The sequence below is a fragment of the uncultured Rossellomorea sp. genome (assembly GCF_947488365.1).
Lineage (GTDB): Bacteria > Bacillota > Bacilli > Bacillales > Bacillaceae_B > Rossellomorea.
The window spans coordinates 118,358-139,994 of the sequence record NZ_CANKZT010000007.1 but is presented as its reverse complement, the minus strand read 5'-3'; the positions used below and the strand labels follow the sequence as shown (position 1 = coordinate 139,994).

The 21,637-nt window shown below is 41.7% G+C and carries 19 protein-coding genes; 17 read left to right on the top strand and 2 right to left on the bottom strand.

Annotated elements, in window-relative coordinates; translation table 11 throughout:
- The first annotated feature begins 23 nt into the window (after window positions 1-23).
- The 6 genes from mnmG to Q1B03_RS19515 all read left to right on the top strand — a co-directional run bounded on the left by mnmG (window position 24) and on the right by Q1B03_RS19515 (window position 6,355).
- Complete coding sequence (mnmG, locus tag Q1B03_RS19540) at window positions 24-1,916, top strand: tRNA uridine-5-carboxymethylaminomethyl(34) synthesis enzyme MnmG (protein WP_299745584.1); 1,893 nt, start codon at window positions 24-26, stop codon at window positions 1,914-1,916.
- A gap of 21 nt (window positions 1,917-1,937) precedes the next feature.
- Window positions 1,938-2,654, top strand: a complete 717-nt coding sequence (gene rsmG, locus Q1B03_RS19535; protein WP_044340272.1) for a 16S rRNA (guanine(527)-N(7))-methyltransferase RsmG — start codon at window positions 1,938-1,940, stop codon at window positions 2,652-2,654.
- A 127-nt stretch (window positions 2,655-2,781) separates the two neighbouring features.
- Entirely contained in the window at window positions 2,782-3,645 is an 864-nt protein-coding gene (gene noc / locus Q1B03_RS19530) for a nucleoid occlusion protein (protein ID WP_299745575.1), read from the top strand.
- Between the two features lie 285 nt (window positions 3,646-3,930).
- Window positions 3,931-4,692 (top strand): ParA family protein, encoded by a 762-nt coding sequence (locus tag Q1B03_RS19525; protein WP_044340270.1) that lies wholly within the window; start codon window positions 3,931-3,933, stop codon window positions 4,690-4,692.
- Entirely contained in the window at window positions 4,685-5,524 is an 840-nt protein-coding gene (locus Q1B03_RS19520; protein ID WP_299745571.1) for a ParB/RepB/Spo0J family partition protein, read from the top strand. The genes Q1B03_RS19525 and Q1B03_RS19520 overlap by 8 nt, the downstream gene beginning before the upstream one ends.
- Before the next feature lie 117 nt (window positions 5,525-5,641).
- Window positions 5,642-6,355 (top strand): DUF554 domain-containing protein, encoded by a 714-nt coding sequence (locus Q1B03_RS19515; protein ID WP_299745568.1) that lies wholly within the window; start codon window positions 5,642-5,644, stop codon window positions 6,353-6,355.
- A 56-nt stretch (window positions 6,356-6,411) separates the two neighbouring features.
- Here Q1B03_RS19515 and yyaC read toward each other — a convergent pair whose 3' ends face one another.
- Window positions 6,412-7,032 carry a spore protease YyaC gene (gene yyaC / locus Q1B03_RS19510; protein WP_299745565.1) on the bottom strand — a complete coding sequence of 207 codons (621 nt, stop codon included), beginning with the start codon at window positions 7,030-7,032 and terminating at the stop codon, window positions 6,412-6,414.
- Between the two features lie 260 nt (window positions 7,033-7,292).
- On the opposite strand from yyaC, the gene Q1B03_RS19505 reads away from it, so the two are divergent.
- The 11 genes from Q1B03_RS19505 to dnaB all read left to right on the top strand — a co-directional run bounded on the left by Q1B03_RS19505 (window position 7,293) and on the right by dnaB (window position 19,578).
- Window positions 7,293-8,231 (top strand): mechanosensitive ion channel family protein, encoded by a 939-nt coding sequence (locus tag Q1B03_RS19505; RefSeq protein ID WP_299745562.1) that lies wholly within the window; start codon window positions 7,293-7,295, stop codon window positions 8,229-8,231.
- A gap of 13 nt (window positions 8,232-8,244) precedes the next feature.
- Window positions 8,245-8,445 carry a DUF951 domain-containing protein gene (locus Q1B03_RS19500; RefSeq protein ID WP_044340265.1) on the top strand — a complete coding sequence of 67 codons (201 nt, stop codon included), beginning with the start codon at window positions 8,245-8,247 and terminating at the stop codon, window positions 8,443-8,445.
- Between the two features lie 804 nt (window positions 8,446-9,249).
- On the top strand, window positions 9,250-10,350 hold the full coding sequence (gene ychF / locus Q1B03_RS19495) for a redox-regulated ATPase YchF (RefSeq protein WP_299745556.1): 1,101 nt from the start codon (window positions 9,250-9,252) through the stop codon (window positions 10,348-10,350).
- A gap of 285 nt (window positions 10,351-10,635) precedes the next feature.
- Complete coding sequence (gene rpsF, locus Q1B03_RS19490) at window positions 10,636-10,923, top strand: 30S ribosomal protein S6 (RefSeq protein ID WP_034764776.1); 288 nt, start codon at window positions 10,636-10,638, stop codon at window positions 10,921-10,923.
- A 79-nt stretch (window positions 10,924-11,002) separates the two neighbouring features.
- Window positions 11,003-11,515, top strand: a complete 513-nt coding sequence (ssb, locus tag Q1B03_RS19485) for a single-stranded DNA-binding protein (RefSeq protein WP_044340263.1) — start codon at window positions 11,003-11,005, stop codon at window positions 11,513-11,515.
- Window positions 11,516-11,556: 41 nt separating this feature from the next.
- Window positions 11,557-11,793, top strand: coding sequence for a 30S ribosomal protein S18 (gene rpsR, locus Q1B03_RS19480; protein ID WP_034764780.1), 237 nt, complete (start codon window positions 11,557-11,559; stop codon window positions 11,791-11,793).
- Between the two features lie 231 nt (window positions 11,794-12,024).
- Window positions 12,025-14,085: a methyl-accepting chemotaxis protein gene (locus tag Q1B03_RS19475; RefSeq protein ID WP_299745545.1), complete on the top strand. Its 2,061-nt coding sequence runs from the start codon at window positions 12,025-12,027 to the stop codon at window positions 14,083-14,085.
- Window positions 14,086-14,626: 541 nt separating this feature from the next.
- Entirely contained in the window at window positions 14,627-15,550 is a 924-nt protein-coding gene (locus Q1B03_RS19470; RefSeq protein WP_299745543.1) for a YybS family protein, read from the top strand.
- Between the two features lie 26 nt (window positions 15,551-15,576).
- The gene (locus tag Q1B03_RS19465) at window positions 15,577-17,550 is read left to right on the top strand and encodes a DHH family phosphoesterase (RefSeq protein WP_299745540.1); all 1,974 of its coding nucleotides are present in this window, start codon (window positions 15,577-15,579) and stop codon (window positions 17,548-17,550) included.
- Window positions 17,547-17,993, top strand: a complete 447-nt coding sequence (rplI, locus tag Q1B03_RS19460; protein WP_299745537.1) for a 50S ribosomal protein L9 — start codon at window positions 17,547-17,549, stop codon at window positions 17,991-17,993. The genes Q1B03_RS19465 and rplI overlap by 4 nt, the downstream gene beginning before the upstream one ends.
- 232 nt (window positions 17,994-18,225) lie before the next feature.
- Window positions 18,226-19,578, top strand: a complete 1,353-nt coding sequence (dnaB, locus tag Q1B03_RS19455) for a replicative DNA helicase (RefSeq protein WP_044340260.1) — start codon at window positions 18,226-18,228, stop codon at window positions 19,576-19,578.
- A 48-nt stretch (window positions 19,579-19,626) separates the two neighbouring features.
- Here the strand turns inward: dnaB and Q1B03_RS19450 are convergent, their stop codons facing one another.
- The gene (locus Q1B03_RS19450) at window positions 19,627-21,351 is read right to left on the bottom strand and encodes an ABC transporter ATP-binding protein (protein ID WP_299745524.1); all 1,725 of its coding nucleotides are present in this window, start codon (window positions 21,349-21,351) and stop codon (window positions 19,627-19,629) included.
- Between the last annotated feature and the right edge of the window lie 286 nt (window positions 21,352-21,637).

The window sequence follows — 21,637 nt, the reverse complement described above, 5'->3', positions numbered from 1 at the left end:
CTACAAGGAGGAAAAATAAAACCATGCAATATGACGCAGGGCAATATGATGTCATTGTCATTGGTGCTGGCCATGCTGGAGTAGAAGCAGGACTTGCTTCCGCCCGTATGGGAGCTAAAACGTTAATGGTCACCATTAACTTAGATATGGTCGCCTTTATGCCATGTAATCCATCCGTTGGTGGTCCGGCAAAAGGGATCGTTGTAAGAGAGATTGACGCTCTGGGTGGAGAAATGGGGCGTAATATAGATAAAACACATATTCAGATGAGAATGTTGAACACAGGAAAAGGACCAGCTGTCCGGGCATTACGAGCTCAGGCCGATAAATTCCTTTATCAACATGAAATGAAACGCACAATCGAAAATGAACCGAACATGACCTTGATGCAAGGAATGGTCGAGGAATTAATCGTAGAAGATGGTGAATGTAAAGGTGTTGTTACGATGACGGGTGCCGCCTACCGTGCGAAAACTGTCGTCATTACTACGGGTACATTCCTCCGCGGAGAAATTATTTTAGGAGATCTGAAATATTCAAGCGGACCTAATAATCAGCAGCCTTCTATTAGATTGTCTGATCACTTACATGAATTGGGCTTCGACACCGTTCGTTTTAAAACAGGAACGCCACCACGAGTGAATAGTTCGACTATCGATTATTCGAAAACAGAAATTCAACCGGGTGATGATGTTCCGCGTGCGTTCAGCTATGAAACGACGAAATATATCACTGATCAACTTCCATGTTGGCTCACATATACGAACGAACAGACTCATCAATTGATTGACGACAATCTCCATCGTTCTCCAATGTACTCTGGGATGATCAAAGGAACCGGACCACGTTACTGTCCTTCCATTGAAGATAAAGTCGTCCGTTTCCATGATAAACCGCGTCATCAGATTTTCTTGGAGCCGGAAGGAAGAAACACACAAGAAGTGTATGTTCAAGGATTATCAACGAGCTTACCTGAAGACGTACAGCAAAAGATTCTTCAAACCATCCCGGGTCTTGAGGAAGTACAAATGATGCGTGCCGGGTATGCCATCGAGTATGATTCCATCGTGCCTACACAATTATGGCCGACCCTTGAAACGAAAAAAATTAAAAATCTTTATACAGCGGGACAAATCAATGGAACGTCCGGATATGAAGAAGCAGCTGGACAAGGTTTGATGGCGGGGATCAATGCTGCGTGCCGTGCCCTGGATAAAGAAGAAGTCATCTTAAGCCGCTCTGATGCTTATATCGGGGTTCTCATTGATGACCTCGTGACCAAAGGTACCAACGAACCTTATCGTCTATTGACTTCCCGTGCTGAATATCGCCTGTTGCTGCGTCATGACAATGCCGATCTTCGTCTTACGGATATCGGTCATAAAATAGGATTGATTTCCGATGACCGATACGAACGGTTTACAGCTAAAAAAGAAGCGATCTTTTCAGAGAAAAAACGCCTGGAAGGAATCCGCATCAAGCCTACTGACGAAACACAGGCCGTTATCCGTGAATCGGGCGGCAGTGAGCTGAAAGACGGCATATTAGCAGCGGATCTTCTGAAGCGCCCTGAAATGAACTATAGTCATATTAAATCACTCGTTCCAAGTGAAATCGAGCTTGATCCCGACGTAGAGGAACAAGTGGAAATTCAAGTGAAATACGAGGGCTATATTGAAAAATCTCTTCAACAGGTCGATAAAATGAAGAAGATGGAAAATAAACGAATTCCTGAGAACATTGATTACAGTGCGATCAGCGGTTTAGCTTCTGAAGCGAGACAGAAATTAATCGAGGTTCAGCCCCTTTCTCTGGCACAGGCTTCCCGGATTTCAGGAGTGAATCCTGCAGACATCTCTATTTTACTCGTCTATATCGAGCAAGGGAAAATTGCAAAAGTATCCGGTGATCAATAGAGGTAAAGGAAGGATAATTTCATGAATGTAAATGAATTTCAATCAATGCTTGAGGAGAAGGGGATCCCCCTTTCTTCTCAGCAATTAAATCAGTTTGAGCGCTATTATGAATTGTTGGTTGAATGGAATGAAAAAATGAACCTGACGGCCATCACGGAAAAGGAAGATGTGTATTTAAAGCATTTTTACGATTCGATCAGCGCAGCTTTTTATGTTGATTTCTCGCAGGTGACAACCCTTTGTGATGTTGGGGCAGGAGCGGGTTTTCCGAGTATCCCTCTTAAAATATGCTTCCCGCACTTACATATCTCAATTGTTGATTCCTTGAACAAGCGGATTACGTTCTTAAACCATTTGTCAGATGAGTTAGGGCTTGAAAACACGAATTTCTATCATGATCGTGCTGAGACCTTCGGTAAAAACAAGGCTCATCGTGAAAAGTATGATATGGTTACAGCAAGGGCCGTAGCCAGAATGTCTGTTTTAAGTGAATTATGTTTGCCTCTTGTTAAAAAGGGCGGTTTCTTTGTAGCCATGAAGGCTTCAAACGTAAATGAGGAGCTATCCAATGCAAAGAAAGCAATCGGCATGCTGGGCGGACAAACCGATAAAATGTATTCATTCATTCTTCCGGAAGAGGAAAGTGAACGTAATATCGTGAAGATCGACAAAGTGAAGGAAACGCCTAACAAATATCCCAGAAAACCTGGGACACCAAATAAATTACCGTTAGAATAGTATGAACAGTTCTCCTGCCTTCATGGTAACACTGAACCTGAGCTTGGATGATCTAAAGCATAGGCAGGAACTCGTCATATTTTAGAGAATATTATTAAAGGGAGTTTCTTAAAGGTGGTGTAGGAAGATGAAGCATCCTTTCTCTCGTTTTTTTGGCCTAGGTGAAAAGGAGCAAGATGTTGAATCTGAAGAATCAAATGTAGTGGAAGAAGATCGAGATGAAGTGAAAAAGATACCCGTCTCACAAATCATCCCTAATCGCTTTCAACCACGAACTGTGTTTAATGATGAAAAGATAGAAGAGTTATCCAGAACGATTCACACTCATGGTATTATCCAGCCGATTGTGGTTAGACAATACGATGATGAACAGTTTGAAATCATTGCAGGTGAACGTCGATATAGAGCCGTTCAAAAGCTTGGCTGGGAAACTGTACCGGCAATTGTAAAGAATCTTAATGATACAGAAACAGCATCTGTTGCATTAATTGAAAATTTACAAAGAGAAGAGCTCTCTCCTATAGAAGAAGCAATCGCTTATGGAAAACTGTTGGAGTTACATGATCTGACTCAAGAAGCCCTTGCTCAACGCTTAGGAAAAGGACAATCGACTGTGGCGAACAAGCTTCGTCTCCTAAAGCTTCCAGAAGAAATTCAATCAGCCTTATTAGATAAAAAGATTACAGAACGTCATGCCAGGGCTTTAATCCCATTGAAGAATTATGAAAAGCAGATCCAGCTTCTTCAAGAAATCATTGAAAAAAGCTTAAATGTCAAACAAACCGAAGACCGGGTTGTGAAAATGCAAGAAGGAACGACTCAAAAGCCAAAACCTAAACGTAAAGCTTTCAGTAAGGACATGAGAATTGCTGTGAATACGATTCGTCAATCTCTTTCCATGGTATCAGACAGCGGAATCAATCTGGACTCTGAAGAAGAAGAACATGAGGAATTCTATCAGTTCACCATTCGTATTCCTAAAAAAAAATAGATTCGTAGTCTAAAAGTGAGAAACATATCGGATTGGTTTCTCACTTTTTTGTTTGGTTCTTTTTGCAAAGTGTTCATAAATATGTAATCTTCCAGAGTCTAGTTCTGTCGATTCAGAGCAAATACTGTCGTTTCGTGAACTATGGACTATTCACGTTTTCCTATTTTTAGAAACACTGTACTTTTTGAAAAATTGACAGACAATTAACGAGGAATTTTGATAGAATAGAAGAATACTGTGAAAAAATTTAGTCAATCTTAGGAAGTCAAAAGGTAGGTGACAACCTTGGGCAGAATAGTAGCCGTTACAAACCAAAAAGGTGGAGTGGGAAAGACCACAACATCCGTCAATTTGGGGGCTTGTTTAGCTTATATAGGGAAAAAGGTTTTACTGGTGGATATAGATCCTCAAGGAAACGGCACTAGTGGTGTCGGTGTTGAAAAAGGGGATGTCCAGCAATGTATATACGATGTGCTGGTGGATGATGTAGATGTCAGAGAAACCATTAAACAATCAAAAGTAGAGAATCTATCCATTGTACCTGCAACCATTTCATTGGCTGGAGCAGAAATTGAACTTGTTCCAACCATCTCCCGTGAAGTGCGTTTAAAGAAAGCGTTAGAGAAAGTGAAAGACGAATTTGATTATATTATCATTGATTGTCCTCCTTCATTAGGACTATTAACAATCAATGCTTTAACAGCCTCTGATGCCGTCATTATCCCGGTACAGTGCGAGTATTACGCTCTGGAAGGATTAAGTCAGCTATTAAGTACAGTTCGTTTAGTGCAGAAGCACCTGAATCATGATCTCATGATTGATGGTGTGTTGTTAACGATGCTGGATGCAAGAACCAATCTGGGGATCCAGGTGATTGAAGAAGTGAAAAAATATTTTCAAGATAAAGTGTATCGCACAATTATTCCACGTAACGTTCGTTTAAGTGAAGCGCCCAGTCATGGTGAACCGATTATCATCTATGATGCTAAATCCAGGGGAGCAGAAGTTTATTTAGAACTAGCAAAGGAAGTGGTGGCGAATGGCTAAAGGTTTAGGAAAGGGCATCAATGCTCTCTTTACCAATATCCAAACAACTCAAAATGAAGAGTCCGTACAAGAAGTGAGTCTGAAAGAAATTCGGCCGAATCCATATCAGCCACGAAAAATCTTTGAGCCACAAGCAATAGAAGAATTAAAAGATTCGATCTTAGAACACGGTATCCTCCAACCGATCATTGTGCGTAAAACAATCAAAGGGTATGAAATTGTCGTAGGGGAACGTCGTTATCGTGCAGCAAAAGCGGCTAAATTAGAATCGGTTCCTGTCGTGGTCCGGGAATTGAATGATCAACAAATGATGGAGCTGGCCGTTTTAGAAAACCTTCAAAGGGAAGATCTGACACCGATCGAAGAAGGTGCAGCTTATCAAATGCTCATGGATAAGTTAAAACTTACTCAAGAGGAATTAGCTAAGAGATTGGGAAAGAGCAGACCTCATATTGCCAATCATATTCGCTTGCTGTCCCTCCCTGCCCCTATCCAAGAACTAATTTCAGAAGGTAAGTTAACGATGGGCCACGGTCGTGCACTCCTTGGGTTGAAAAATAAGAAGAATCTATCAACGGTTGTGAATCGTATCCTTAAAGAATCATTAAACGTTCGCCAATTAGAAAAAATCATTCAAGAGCTGAATGAGAATGTTCCACGTGAAACAAAAAAGACAGAACGTAAAGATGTCTTTATTCAGGAGCAGGAATCCCTTCTACGCGAACGCTTCGGTACAACGGTCACAATTAAACAATCAAAGAAAAAAGGGAAAATCGAATTGGAATTTTTCTCGAAAGAAGATCTGGATCGTATCTTAGAGTTATTGCAGTAAAATGAATGTGAAAGGGACTGACTTAAATGGTGTTTCACGTACCATTTAAGCCAGTCCTCTTCCATATGGTACATAGAAAATACTATTCTTCGGGAAATAATCATAAGGGGAAACGTCATGGTACTTTTAGGAACGTTAGTAAATGGAATATGTATTATCATCGGTACTCTCCTTGGTAAAGTCCTTCACCGCATACCAGAAGATATGAAGGGAACCGTCATGAAGGCGATTGGTTTAGCCGTAATCGTCCTGGGATTACAGATGGGGTTGAAAAGTGAAAACTTCCTCATTGTCATCATCAGCTTGGCTCTCGGTGCTGCCTGGGGAGAATGGATGAATCTGGAGGACAAGCTTAACTCATTGGGAAACTGGTTGGAAAAGAAGCTTGGCAGTAATAAAGAAACATCCATATCTCAAGGGTTTGTTACAGCTACCCTGATTTTTGTCATTGGTGCAATGGCCGTCATTGGTGCATTGGATAGCGGTATCAGGGGAGATCATGACGTGCTTTTGACGAAGTCGATCATTGATGGTTTTACGTCTCTGATCCTCACGACGACATTAGGGATCGGTGTGATGTTTTCTGCAATTCCAGTCGTCCTTTATCAAGGATTCATTGCTTTGTTTGCGACTCAGATTCATCAGTGGGTACCTCAGGAACTGATGGACGCCTATATTGTTGAAATGACATCGGCAGGCGGCATTATGATCTTCGCTATTGGATTGAATCTTATTGGAGTCACGAAAATCAGAGTCGCGAATTTACTTCCCGGCATCATTGTGGTGGGGATGGTCGTTGGGATCATACATGCTTACCAGCTTTATATGTAAAGGGCGAAAATAAAGAAGGGAGATGACTCAGAACGTGTCTGTATCATCTCCCTTCTTTATTGCTGCAATTCTTCCCGCCATTTTTCAATACTGACGGCATTTCTGCGTTCCACGGAATGACCTGCTAACACAATGGCTTCAGCAATGGTCTTAGCCATTTTCATAACAAGGTTTAAACGTGTATTTTGTAAAACGAAAAACTCCATGAATCCACTGACATTTACGATTCCTGTCAGGTGAATTTCACCTACTTCTGGAAGCTCTTTATTCACTCCTGCTCCTGGCTTTAAAGGTCCTTCGCTTAATTGGATGGCCCCTACGCTTTTTAACCGTCCAAGGCACGCATCCACACCGATGATAAATGGATTTATATGCTCAGAGGCTATTTGACTCAGTTTCTCTTCCAGGTTCACAGCATGAATCGGATCATCCAACGTACCATAAACATGGAAAGGCTTAACGTTTTGTTCTTCTATTAATGACCCAACTAAAGGACCTAACGAGTCCCCCGTTGAACGATCAGTGCCGATACATACAAAAACAATGGGTCTTGTACGATAGTAAGTGGGAAGCAACGACGACAATTGAACGGAAAGATCCTGTGCCGCACGTTCTTCCTGATGAAGGACTCTAAAGGGTTCAGGTTTTCGTTCAAATAGTCCTTTTTTTAGATTCATCGCTTCCACTCCTTTTGGTATGTGTAAGAGGTATATTTTCCGGGGTTCAACTTTATCGGGCCTAACCACCAGAATCATAATTTCTAAGTATTATCAGTATACGGACGATTTCTTTTTTTCATACATAAGATGGATGGTTTTTTCATAAAATAAAAATTTTCTAGAAACTATTTTAATATGAGGTTATATCTACACAAGGAGAGGGAAACTTGATAAAATAAGGAATACTTCTTATTGAATGATAAGTGGAGGTTCGATATATGTCTGGAACTAAAACAGAAGTCGAAGAAACAGTCGATAAAATTAAAGAAAATGAAGCTGTAAATAAACTCATAGATAATGAGTTATGGATTTCTCTCGGTTCTGGTGCAATAAAGATTGCAGCCATTATGGTAATTACCTATATTGCTTTAAGGTTGGGAAGGTCAGCGATTCGAAACGTGTTTAAGGTTCGGTCACGCTCACCACTTAAATTCACCGAACGCCGTGAAGCCACTCTATTAAAGCTACTGGAGAATGTATTGACCTATGTGATTTATTTCATCAGTCTGATGACGATCTTGTCGACTCTTGAAATCGATGTGAAAGGACTCATCGCTGGTGCAGGAATCGTCGGTCTGGCCGTCGGTTTCGGTGCACAAAATCTGGTTCGTGATATCATCACCGGTTTCTTTATTATCTTTGAAGATCAATTTTCAGTTGGTGACTATGTCCGTATTGGTTCTGCAGAAGGAACTGTTGAAGAAATCGGCCTTCGTACGACAAAAATCAAAAGCTGGACCGGGGAATTGCACATCTTCCCCAATGGTAATATAACGGAAGTAACGAACTTCTCCATTCACAACAGCATTGCTGTTGTGGATGTCAGTATTGCGTATGAAGAAAACATAGAAGAAGCGGAGAAAGTGATGCAGGAACTACTCCTGACTCTACCTCAAAAATACGAAGATCTTGTTAATCCACCGGAGTTGTTAGGTGTTCAAACTCTTGGAGCTTCAGATGTTGTCGTGCGAATCGTTGCTGAAACGGTTCCAATGAGACATTGGTATATGGCGAGAATGATTCGTAAAGAGGTCAAATTATGCCTGGATGAGCATGGTATTGAAATTCCATTCCCTCGCATGGTGATGTATTCACGTCACGATCAGGATGACATCCAACCTCGTGAAGAAAAACAAAGAAAACTTGAAAGCGAATGAGGAGGAAAAGCCAGTGGAGCCAAAAACATTCACTCTAAATGACATTGTAGAAATGAAAAAACCTCATCCTTGTGGTACAAATCGCTGGAAAGTGATCCGGATGGGAATGGATATCCGCATAAAATGTGTAGGATGCGGTCACAGTGTCATGATCCCCAGAAAAGATTTTGCGAAAAAAATGAAAAAAGTCATCAGTAGCGGCACAGAAGAATAAGTATTCTTTTTTTACCCATAATCCTTTTGACCTAATCCAGCCTATATTCAAATTAGCCGGCTCAAGAGCATTCCATCGTTTTTTTACGATGGAATGCTCTTTTTATATCGCTCTTTTCGCAAAAATTGTTTACTTTTTAACATAAGTTCTGCCACGAACGGGGTCTCGGCACGTCCGTACTTCCACAAGAGTCTACGCAGTTCCCCTCACCATCTTCACGAGAGTTTTCGTGACAGAGCTACAAGGTGTCCCAAAACAAACTAACTAGAAAAAAGAATTCTTTTATCAAATGGAAAGAGGTTGTTGGCTTTTATTGATTTCTATTAAGGATACATGCTTAGAAAGTTGATTGGAGGGGAAGGATGCTCCACTCCTGCGGGAATAGCTGGACAGTCCGAAATGCGGAGGCGGCTTGCTCAGCCCCGACAAGCATAAGATGAATGGGCCGGGAAGGCGTTCTTTGCCTTCTTGGACCATTTAGCTTATGACCTCGAGGGGCTAGCCGCTGGAGCTGGACCGGTGAGACCCCGGAGGCTCACCGCGAGCCCCGCGGAAAGCGAGCATCCTGGAGCGGAAATCAACTATTACTTTCTTCTCTACAATAGCAACAAACTTCATGAAAAGAGTCTTTTATATATTCAGATTGTGAGTATATATACAGCCCTTTAACTAAAAGAACACCAGAAGCTTCACTTGTCTTTTCCCTCTATTATCTCTATAATTGTGAAAGGTTCGACCGTTTACTTGTTTTTCGATCTTACAGGATATTTTAAATAGATAAGAATATAATGAGGAGTGACAAAGATGGCTTTAACAGCTGGTATTGTTGGATTACCAAACGTAGGTAAGTCAACTCTTTTTAACGCAATTACAAAAGCAGGTGCAGAATCTGCCAACTATCCTTTCTGTACAATTGATCCTAACGTGGGAATCGTAGAGGTTCCCGATCACCGTTTAGATAAATTAACAGAGCTTGTAGAACCGAAGAAGACAGTTCCTACTGCCTTTGAATTCACGGATATTGCCGGGATTGTAAAAGGAGCGAGTAAAGGAGAAGGGTTAGGAAATAAATTCTTATCTCACATTCGCCAAGTAGATGCGATTTGTCAGGTTGTACGTTGTTTTGCGGATGATAATATTACCCACGTTTCCGGGAAAGTCGATCCGATTGCCGATATTGAAGTCATCAACCTGGAGTTAATCTTAGCTGACCTTGAAACGGTAGATAAGCGTCTTGCAAGAGTTCAGAAAATGGCGAAGCAAAAAGACAAAGAAGCAGTATTTGAGCATGACATCCTTGTAAAAATCAAAGATGCCCTCGAAGCTGAGCAACCGGCTCGTACAGTTGAGTTCTCAGATGAGCAAATGAAGCTTGTAAAACAGCTTCACCTTCTGACTTCAAAGCCTGTTCTTTATGTAGCAAACGTAAGTGAAGATGAAATTGCCGATCCTTCTGACAACGAATATGTTCAGAAAGTACGTGAATTTGCGAAAGAAGATAACGCAGAAGTGATCGTGGTTTGTGCAAAGATCGAATCTGAAATCGCCGAGCTTGATGATGAAGAAAAGGCGATGTTCCTACAAGAATTAGGAATTGAAGAGTCTGGTTTAGATCAGCTTATCCGTGCAACTTATTCTCTATTGGGACTGGCTACTTACTTCACAGCCGGCGTTCAAGAGGTTCGTGCCTGGACTTTCCGTGAAGGAATGAAAGCTCCTCAATGTGCCGGTGTCATCCACACCGACTTCGAAAGAGGATTCATCCGCGCTGAAACGGTATCTTATGATGATTTAGTTGCTGCCGGAACAATGGGTGCTGCCCGTGAAGCAGGAAAAGTCCGCCTCGAAGGTAAAGAATACCTCGTAAAAGACGGAGATATTATTCACTTCCGTTTTAATGTGTAAGTTTATCTGAAAATTTCTTTTGTAATGTCACTATTGTAGCCAAAATAGTGTTGACAGTTGATTGGAGTCGAGTGCCTGGAGCGGAAATCAACCAGCACTCACTATTCTATTAGCAATAAAATTTACTCGAAAAAAGACTAGAATCCAAATTCTAGTCTTTTTTTTACGTCTTATTGCAATAATAGAAGTCTTATGCTATAATTTTATTTCGTGAGTAATGAACGCATTGCTCCTTGTTCTTTCATAAAGAAAGGACCGCATAGACCACGAGGAGGTGACATTCAGATGAGAAAGTACGAAGTTATGTACATTGTCCGCCCAAACATTGACGACGAGTCAAAGAAAGCAGTAGTTGAGCGTTTCGATAACGTTTTAACAACTAACGGCGCGGAAATCATCGAGTCAAAAGATTGGGGTAAACGTCGTTTAGCGTATGAAATCAACGATTTTCGTGATGGTTTCTATCAACTAGTTAAGATGAGCGCTACTTCTGATGCAGTTAACGAATTCGATCGTTTAGCTAAAATCAGCGATGATATTATCCGTCATATCGTTGTTAAAGAAGAAGAATAATCCGTACGTTTTTTAAGATATACACTTCTATCATCTGTTTCACGTGAAACAGTAAACTAGAAGGAAGGGGTTGATTCTGATGATGAACCGAGTTGTATTAGTAGGGCGTTTAACCAAAGACCCTGAATTAAAATATACTCCAAGTGGAGTGGCTGTAGCTTCGTTTACACTGGCTGTCAATCGTAGTTTTACGAATCAATCAGGAGAACGGGAAGCAGATTTTATTAACTGTGTTGTATGGCGTCGCCCTGCAGAGAATGTAGCAAACTTTCTTAAAAAAGGCAGCTTAGCTGGCGTTGACGGTCGTATTCAAACACGTAATTTCGAAGGACAGGATGGACGTCGTGTGTTTATGACGGAAGTTGTAGCAGAAAGCGTTCAGTTCTTAGAACCGCGTAGTGCGAATCAAGGCGATCGTGGAGGAAGTCCGGGCTATTCGGGTGGAGGTCAACGTGACCAAGGAAATCCGTATAGTCAGAATCAGAATCAACAACGCAACAATAATAACAACAACTATACACGTGTAGATGAGGATCCATTTGCAAATGACGGTCAGCCGATCGACATTTCCGATGATGATCTGCCATTCTAAACGAACGATAATAAATCCAAACAAGATAGGAGGCGAAACAAATGGCAGGAGGACGTAGAGGTGGACGTAGACGTCGTAAGGTGTGCTACTTCACAGCAAACGGAATTACACATATCGATTTCAAAGATGTAGATCTTCTTAAGAAATTCGTATCTGAACGTGGAAAGATTCTTCCACGTCGTGTAACTGGAACGAACGCTAAGTACCAACGTAAGTTGACTCGTGCGATCAAACGCGCTCGTACAATGGCATTACTTCCATACGTTACTGGTGAATAATATCATCGGCTAAAGCAGCAGAGACTTGTCTCTGCTGCTTTTTTATTTGTTTTTGAATAAAGCCCTATATAAAGGAACGATAACACTCCCTCTTCTTTCTAGTATCCACCACTACTAAACACCCTCTTTTTGTTTCCCTTAATTCCCCTATCACTATAAAGAAATGGTGAAAAATGTCGATGAATAAGAGTATGTATAGATAGTTTTTTGGTAGTAAGAGGGGGAATTCATGTGAAAAAGAAAAAGACAAAGAAAAAAGTAGAGCATAAGAAGAATTTTCTTCTATCCTCTATTCGAATGAAGCTTATCGTGATCATATCCATTTTATTTATGGTTTCGTTAGCCGTTATCATTGCAATCACAAGCTTGCAGACAAGGGTGAAAACAGAGGAAGAGGTCATTCGTCAGACTCAAGGGATTGTAGGGGAACTAAATAATTCAGTTCAACTCTTCCTTGGACAATACGAAAAGAGCATTGATCAATATTCTATCTCGAATTCATTAAAAGATTATGCCAAAGTACAATTGCAAACAGAAACTGAAGTAGATAATACAGAGCTATATGCGAATATCCAATCTGATTTTGATAATTATTTAAGTTTATATGATGAAGCAACTTCCATCTACTTTGCATCGCCCAATAAGAAACTGAAAATCGTCCCATCTGTATCCTTACCGAGCGACTTTGATCCGACGAGCAGGGAATGGTATAAAGATGCTGAAGAAGCAAGGGCTGGCGTCGTTTGGAGCGAACCATATATAGACACGGCAACGGAAGAATACATCATAACGGCCTCAAGGGCGATCATATCCGAAAATAAAGTGGTCGGTGTAATGGGTGTCGATATTAAGCTGTCGAAACTTACCGAACGGGTCTCCAAAATGGATATCGGTTATAATGGCTATCCATTTTTAATCGGTCTTGATGGAACAGCCATCGTCCACCCAACAAAGCGCGGCGAGGATCTGTCCACATTACCTTTCATCAGCAAAATGTTAAAATCAGAAAAAGAATCGGACACCCTCCGTTATGACCTGGAAGGCGATAAAAAAGTATTAGTGTACAGTACGGTACCGAAGACGAGTTGGAAAGTGGGATCCGCTTATAGTATGGAGGATCTCATTCAATCATCGAAAGACATTGAACGCTTACTTCTGATTACGGCTCTTATTACACTGGTCATCATGCTGGTGTTGGTTGTCATCGTAGCCAATATGATGACGAAACCGATTAAAGAGTTGCAAAAAACGGTAACCAACGTTTCGTCCGGTGATTTATCGCTTCAATCAACGATTAACAGCAAAGATGAAACAGGATTACTGGCATCAGATTTAAATAGGATGATCGTGAATATGAAAGACACAATAAAAGTCGTTCAGGAATCGATTTATAATGTACGGGAATCTGCGGAAGGGTTAAGTGCAGTTTCTGAGGAAACAAATGCCTCAAGTGAAGAAATGGCAAGGGCCGTAACTGAAATCGCCAGCGGAGCTTCCCAGTCAGCAGCTGACTCTGATCGTGCGCATCTTCAAACAGAGCAGTTAGGGACAAGGATTGATGATGTTTATGAAAAATCAAAAGCCATGTCTGTACTTGCAGGTAAAGCAGATGTCATGAACCAGTCTGGGCTGAATCAGGTAAAAGAATTAGAAAATGCCTACCACTCTTCCAGTGAATACATCACTTCAATGGAAAAAGTCATCCTTAGCCTTGAAGCGAAAGTGAAGACGATTGAATCCGTTATGGGAACAATCACGGAAATATCTTCCCAAACGAACCTGCTTGCACTCAACGCAAGCATCGAAGCGGCTAGAGCCGGAGAGCACGGCAAAGGATTCGCAGTAGTAGCCGAAGAGGTACGCAAGCTTGCAGACCAATCCGTAAAAGCAACGGAAGAGGTTAAACGCACGATCGTTGAAATTCAACAAGGATCTCATCAAGCAGTGGACGAAATGGTGAAAACGAAAGAAACATTCGAGGTGCAAAAAGAAGTGATTCAAAAAACGAATCATGTATTCAACGAAACCTCACAATTAATGAAATCCATGCAGCTAGAGATTGAGAATATGTATAAGGAAGTGGGTCAAATCAATCTTGAAAAGGATGAAGTGGTCAACGTGATCCAAATGATGGCCGCAACAGCCGAAGAAACAGCCGCTTCCTGCGAGGAAATGAGTGCTTCGACAGAGGAGCAGGTAAGGGCTGTCCAATCCGTTACAGAAGCTGCTGAACGCTTAACAGACTTAAGCCAACAGCTTCAGTCTTCGATCGAACGGTTTAAAATTTCATAATATTCATTAGAGGGTGGTCCGGATACATTGCCATTCTTTATCTACTGCGTATACTCCTTTTTAAAGTGAGTGCATACTAGAGTAGATGAAGAAGAGAAGCATGTTGAAGGGCTCCCTCTTTTTTATGAAAATGAAGTAACTCTAACAGTAATAGTTATTGATATTCACAATTTGGCACAAGTTTTGGTGAAAGTGGCACAAGTTTAGTGGGAAGTGGCACAATAAACTCAAAAAATGGCACAAGTTTGGTTAAAAGTGGCACAACAATGTTAAATGGTGGACGTTAAAGTATGCTTGTCGCCTCTTCCCAAGCCGCCTCCGCTTTAGGTGTCATCCAGCTACGGCGGCTAGCCCCTCGAGGTCATAAGCCAGTCTTGCCCAAAAGGCAAAAAGAGCCTTTAGTGCAAGCTCGTCTTATGCTTGTCGGGGCTTCCCAAGCCGCCTCCGCTTTTGTTGTGAGTCATTAAGATGAAATCTATCTTCAAAATTGATATGATAGTGCTATTGCATGTTTTTGAATTTATCGTAAGGAGCGTTTTAATTGAAAAATCCCCGCGTTTTAACGGAAGGAGCGCTTATGCTCGCCATCTTTACTGTTTTACTGTTGTTGGCTTTATATGTTCCACTAATAGGAACGCTGGCCTTTTTCGTATTGCCACTCCCTCTTATTCTGTTTAGTTCTAAGTATTCGTTACTGAATTCTTTTTACGTATTGATCGTGTCGTTAGGATTATCCTTCTTGTTTGGAGGACTCATTGCGCTGCCTGTTGCCTTTATGGTAGCGACGACAGGGGTCGTGATTGGCTGGTGTGTTAAAGCAAAAGTAGATAAAATGAGGCTATTTATGGCATCGAGTCTCACACTTGTCATCAATATTGTGATTGGTTTTGTTTTTTCAATCCTATTCTTCGATGTTAATATTATAGAAGATAGCTTAGTGGAATCTAAGGCTGCCTATTATCAATTATTTGAGCAGCTTGGTCAGGAACCGGATAAGAAGCTGATAGAAAGTCTGGAAAGCTCGATTGACCTAATACAGACGCTGATGCCTACCTTGTTCTTGGGGATTGCCGTCGTATTGGCACTGTTGTTTATGCTGATCAATTTCCCCATCATGAAGCGCTTAGGGAGAGATGTGCCGGTATTCAAACCATTTAGAGAATGGAAGCTTCCTAAGAGTATTCTTTGGTATTATTTAATTACCCTGGTGCTTTCCATGATTCTGCAGCCGGAGAAAGGAACCTATGCCTATACGGCCCTTCTTAATGTTCTGTACGTATTGCAAACATTGATGGCGGTTCAAGGCCTGTCATTCCTCTATTTCTTCGCTCATTTAAAAGGATGGTCAAAAGGTATTTTGGTATTAATTACAATCATTTCACTTCCACTTCTTTATCTCGTGCGAATTTTAGGTATAATTGACTTAGGATTTGATCTAAGACAACGCCTACAACGTAAGTCATAGAAATTTAAGGTCCAGGAGCTGAAATCATGCCATCTTATTTTAATAAGCGAATGATCCGCTACCCATTGTACGGTCTTGCTATATTAACAGCTCTATTGTTAGTATCGGTTTCCTTTTACCAATGGATCATTTCGTTAATAGGGTTGATTGTCTTTGGAATTGTGTATTTTCTCGCATTCTATTTTGAGAGAAGATCGCACGAAGAAACAGAGGAGTATATCTCCACTCTATCCTATCGTGTAAAGCGTGTAGGAGAAGAGGCGTTAATGGAGATGCCCATTGGGATCATGCTGATCAATGATGAATATTACATAGAATGGACAAATCCTTTTCTAGCCTCATGTTTCAATGAAGACTCAGTCGTTGGAAGATCCTTATACGATGTGGCAGAGTCCCTTGTCCCATTAATCAAACAAGAAGTAGATTCAGAAATTGTAACGATTAATGAGAGAAAGTATCATGTCGTATTGAAGCTAAAAGAAAAACTACTTTATTTCTTTGATGTCACGGAACAAAAAGAAATAGAAAAACAATATCATGATGAACGTACGAATATCGGAATCATCTTTTTAGATAACTATGATGAATTAACGCAAGGGATGGACGACCAAACGAGAAGCAGCTTAAATAGTTTAGTGACGTCCATTCTGAATAAGTGGGCAAAGGAATATGGCGTGTTCTTGAAGCGGGTTTCTTCTGAGAGGTTCATAGCCGTCATTAATGAGAAGATCCTTCAAGTATTGGAGAAGGAAAAGTTCGGGATATTGGATGATGTCCGTGATACCACGTCTAAGCAAAATGTCCCCCTGACTTTAAGCATTGGAGTGGGGACTGGGGTCTCTTCTCTGCCTGAACTGGGTACCCTGGCTCAATCAAGCCTGGATCTGGCGTTAGGTCGTGGTGGAGATCAGGTGGCCATCAAGCAAACAAATGGGAAGGTTAAATTTTATGGTGGAAAAACCAATCCAATGGAAAAACGTACGCGGGTACGTGCAAGAGTCATCTCCCACGCCCTTAAGGAAATTATGATCGAAAGCGATAAGGTCATCATTATGGGACATAAACATCCCGATATGGATGCCATCGGGGCGGCAATCGGGATCCGGAAAGTGGCTCAAATGAATCAACGTGAAGGATACGTAGTCTTAAACTTTAATGAAATCGATAATGGAGTGAAACGATTGATGAAGGAGATCAAAGCTAATTCCGATCTTCATTCCCGATTCATCACTCCAGAGGAAGCGCTTGAAATGGCTACTGAGGATACGTTGCTTGTGGTCGTCGATACACACAAACCTTCCCTGGTCATTGAAGAAAGACTTTTAAATAAAATGGATAAAGTCGTGGTCATCGATCATCATCGACGTGGCGAAGACTTTATAAAAAATCCATTACTTGTTTATATGGAACCATATGCTTCTTCTACAGCTGAGCTTGTAACGGAGCTATTGGAATATCAGCCTAAACATGAAAAAATTACGATGCTTGAAGCCACTTCCCTCTTGGCAGGAATTATTGTCGATACGAAGAGCTTCACGCTTCGAACGGGATCGAGAACATTTGATGCCGCTTCCTATTTAAGGGCACAAGGGGCTGACACCGTGTTAGTCCAAAAGTTCCTGAAAGAGGATGTCGAGACCTATATTAAACGTTCAAGGTTAATTGAATCGGTTAAATTTTTCCGTGAAGGCGTCGCGATTGCGAAAGCAGAGGATGATGTCATCTATGATCCCGTCCTGATTGCACAGGCAGCGGATACGTTATTGACCATGGATGAAGTGATTGCTTCCTTCGTCATCTCCAAGCGGGATCCGGAAACAATCGGGATCAGTGCCCGTTCATTAGGTGACGTGAACGTACAAATCATTATGGAAAACTTAAACGGTGGAGGTCATTTAACGAACGCCGCTACTCAAATAAAACAAGTATCTGTACTGGAAGCCGAGGAACAGCTGAAGGAAGCATTAAGTGATTATTTTGAAGGGAGAAAAGAGATATGAAAGTAATTTTCTTAAAAGACGTTAAAGGTAAAGGAAAAAAAGGAGAAGTGAAAAACGTAGCAGATGGCTATGCACATAACTTCTTATTAAAAAAAGGCTTGGCCGTTGAAGCGACAAATGCAAACATGGGTCAGCTTGAGGGTCAAAAGAAGAAAGAAAAGCAACTGGCTCAAGAAGAATTAGAAGAAGCCAAAAAATTAAAAGCGACGTTGGAAGAAATCACGGTTGAAATGAAAGCGAAATCCGGTGAAGGCGGTCGTTTATTCGGTTCCATCACGAGCAAGCAAATTGCCGATGCACTAAAAAAGTCACATGACATCAAAATCGATAAACGTAAAATTGAAATGAACGATGCCATCCGTTCCCTGGGCTATACGAATGTCCCTGTGAAGCTGCATACGGACGTTTCAGCAACCTTAAAGGTACACGTAACGGAAGAATAAGAATTTTTTCAAAGAAAATATACGAAATTTGGTAACTTCATTTTGAGAAAAACATGTTAAAATGAATATAGCTTGATAACAAATGTGATCTGGATACTATCCCGATCACATTTTTTCGGTAGGACTAAATTCTTATATTTTCATATATAGTAAGGTATTGACTTTGACGCAGGCAGCAGATGCCTATTGGCCTCTGTTGCCCCTTCGCAGTTGAATTGGAGGTTATGCATAGATGAATGAAGTGTTCCAGGATCGGGTTCCACCTCAGAACATTGAGGCTGAACAAGCAGTATTAGGTGCGATTTTCTTAGAGCCCAGCGCATTGACGACCACATCAGAAATATTGATTCCAGAAGATTTTTATCGTCATTCTCATCAAAAAATATACAATGTCATGCTGAATTTGGGAGACGGGGGAAAAGCCGTTGACTTAATTACGGTGACAGAAGAACTGGCAGCAGCGAAAGAGCTTGAAGATGTAGGCGGAGTCGCTTATTTAAGTGAGCTTGCAGCCTCTGTTCCCACGGCTGCCAATATCGAGTATTACGCAAAGATTGTGGAAGAAAAATCATTATTAAGAAGGTTGATCCGTACAGCGACGGATATCGCTTCTGACGGCTATGCCCGCGAGGATGAAGTCGACAGCCTCCTCAGTGAAGCGGAAAAAAACATCATGGAAGTAGCCCAGCGGAAGAACGCAGGTGCCTTTCATAATATTAAAGATGTACTTGTGCGGACTTATGACAATATCGAAACCTTAACGAATCGCAAGGGTGACGTAACAGGGATTTCCACGGGGTTTGCCGACCTAGACCATATGACGGCTGGTTTCCAGCGAAATGACTTGATCATTGTTGGAGCCAGACCTTCCATGGGTAAAACAGCCTTCGCCCTGAATATCGCTCAAAACGTGGCAGTAAAGGCGAAAGAAAACGTAGCCATATTCTCCCTGGAGATGGGAGCCGAGCAGCTCGTTATGCGTATGCTGTGTGCAGAAGGCAATATTAATGCCCAAAATCTCCGTACAGGTGATTTAACCGACGAAGACTGGAGAAAGCTTACGATGGCGATGGGAAGCCTCTCAAATGCCGGGATTTACATCGATGATACGCCTGGTATTAAAGTGGGGGAAATCCGTTCCAAATGCCGACGCCTCGCTCAGGAGCATGGTCTTGGAATGATCCTCATCGACTACTTGCAGCTCATTCAGGGTAGCGGCCGTTCAGGAGAAAACCGTCAGCAGGAGGTATCTGAAATCTCCCGTTCCCTAAAAGGACTGGCTCGTGAGCTTCAAGTACCGGTCATCGCTTTATCCCAGCTCTCCCGTGGTGTGGAGCAGCGTCAAGATAAGCGTCCGATGATGTCTGATATTCGTGAATCAGGAAGTATCGAGCAGGATGCGGATATCGTAGCCTTCTTATACCGTGAAGATTACTATGACAAAGAAGCGGAAAACAAAAACATCATCGAAATCATCATTGCCAAGCAACGTAACGGTCCGGTTGGAAACGTGTCCCTTGCGTTTGTGAAGGAATACAATAAATTCGTGAATCTGGAGCGGCGATTTGACGACGCCCCGGCTTAATAGAAAAAATCCAAGCCCTGCTGGTGCAGGTGCTTGGATTTTTTGTTGTTATAGGATCGTTGCATGCTGATGAGCATGAAGTCTTGTGAATATCCCGTCTTCCCTTGAAAGGAGCTCTTCATGAGTACCATCTTCAGCGATGCCGTTTTCGGTGACGACGAGAATGCGGTCCGCTTTACGGATTGTCGCCAAACGATGGGCAATGACAAGGGTGGTACGGTCTTTTGCCAGTTCATTTAAAGCCTCTTGGATGATCGCTTCTGTTTCAGTATCCAAGGCGGAAGTGGCTTCATCCAGAATTAAAATTCTAGGGTTTTTAAGGAACATGCGGGCGATGGACAAGCGCTGCTTTTGACCTCCGGATAGCTTCAGACCTCTTTCCCCGATTTGTGTATCAAATCCATCTGGGAGTGAGGCAATGAGATCCGTCAGATGAGCACGTCTCGTCGCTTCTTCTATTTCCTTCTGGGTGGCATCAAGCTTACCATAGGCGATGTTTTCCCGAAGAGTTCCCGTAAATAAGAATACATCCTGCTGAACGATTCCAATTTGAGCACGCAGGGATTCCTTCGTCATCTCCCTGATATCGATGCCATCAATGGTGACGGCTCCTTTTTCTATATCATAGAAACGTGGAATCAGTGAGCAAATTGTTGTTTTTCCGGCGCCTGAAGGACCGACAAAAGCCACGGTCTGCCCAGATTGAATGGTAAAGGATAAATCCCTTAGAATAGGGCGGTCCGGCTCATAACCAAAGGTCACCCCATCAAAAGCAATATCCCCCCGTAAAGCAGGCACTTCGATTGCATGTGGACGATTTTCAATATCCGGCTCCATATCCATGAGCTCAGTGAACCGCTTGAAACCGGCCATACCCTTCGGATACAGCTCAAGGAGTGCGGAAATTTTGTCGATTGGTTTAAAGAGGACATTGATATAAAGAATAAAGGCAACGAGTTCTCCATAAGAAAGCACGCCGGAAAAACTTAACCAGGCTCCGTATACTAGAATGATCAAGGTCATCAAGCGAGTGGTAATGTAGATACCGGATAAATTCACGCTCATCACGTTATAGGCTTTCAGTTTGGACGTGCGGAAGAATTGATTATTTTCATTGAAACGTTCCATTTCATATGATTCGTTCGTAAAAGACTGAACCACTCTCGCCCCGGAAACACTGTCTTCAACGCGACTGTTTACATCGGCTATATTTCCGTACATTTTCGTCCAGGCTGCGTTCATTTTAATGTTCGAATACGAAATTAACCAAACAAGAAATGGAACAATAATAATAGCAACCAGGGCAAGCTCCATATTTATTGTGAGCATGATCCAAAACGCACCAATGAAAGTCATGACCGCGATGAACAGATCTTCAGGTCCGTGATGGGCAAGTTCCCCTATGTCCATCAGATCGTTTGTCACACGACTCATGATATGACCTGTTTTCGTATTATCAAAGAAGCGAAAGGATTGCCTTTGGACATGGTGAAACAATTCCCGTCTCATATCCGTTTCGATATTGATCCCAAGCTTATGTCCCCAATAGTTCACGACGAATTGCATACTCGAACTGAGTAGATACAGGACAAGCAGGCCGGCAGAAACGGCCAATATAGTACTCCAGTTTCCCTCAGGCAATAGGGAGTCAATAAACCACGATACAGCCATCGGAAATCCTAATTCTAAAAGTCCGACCAACACGGCACAGGCAAAATCAATGTAAAAAAGCCGCCGGTGAGGCCGGTAATAGCTAAAGAAACGTCTAATCATGAAATCGTCACCTCGGTATTCAATTGTATATAAAATTCAAAATGCTTATTTTAGATTAGCAAAAGTTTCTAATATGCGCTATCAAAACCTGATGATACTCCCTCAATTTTTTATTTATCTTAAGATTCTTAAAGTAGTGGATTATCCAAGCGTAAAGTATACATTTATACGAACATAAATATAATTACCTATATAAACGTTCGTGTTTTCATTGACTTTCTTTTTTAGTGTTGATAAAATGAGTTTGTTTGATAAAAGAGGGAATACTAATTCCCGTCGGAGGTGC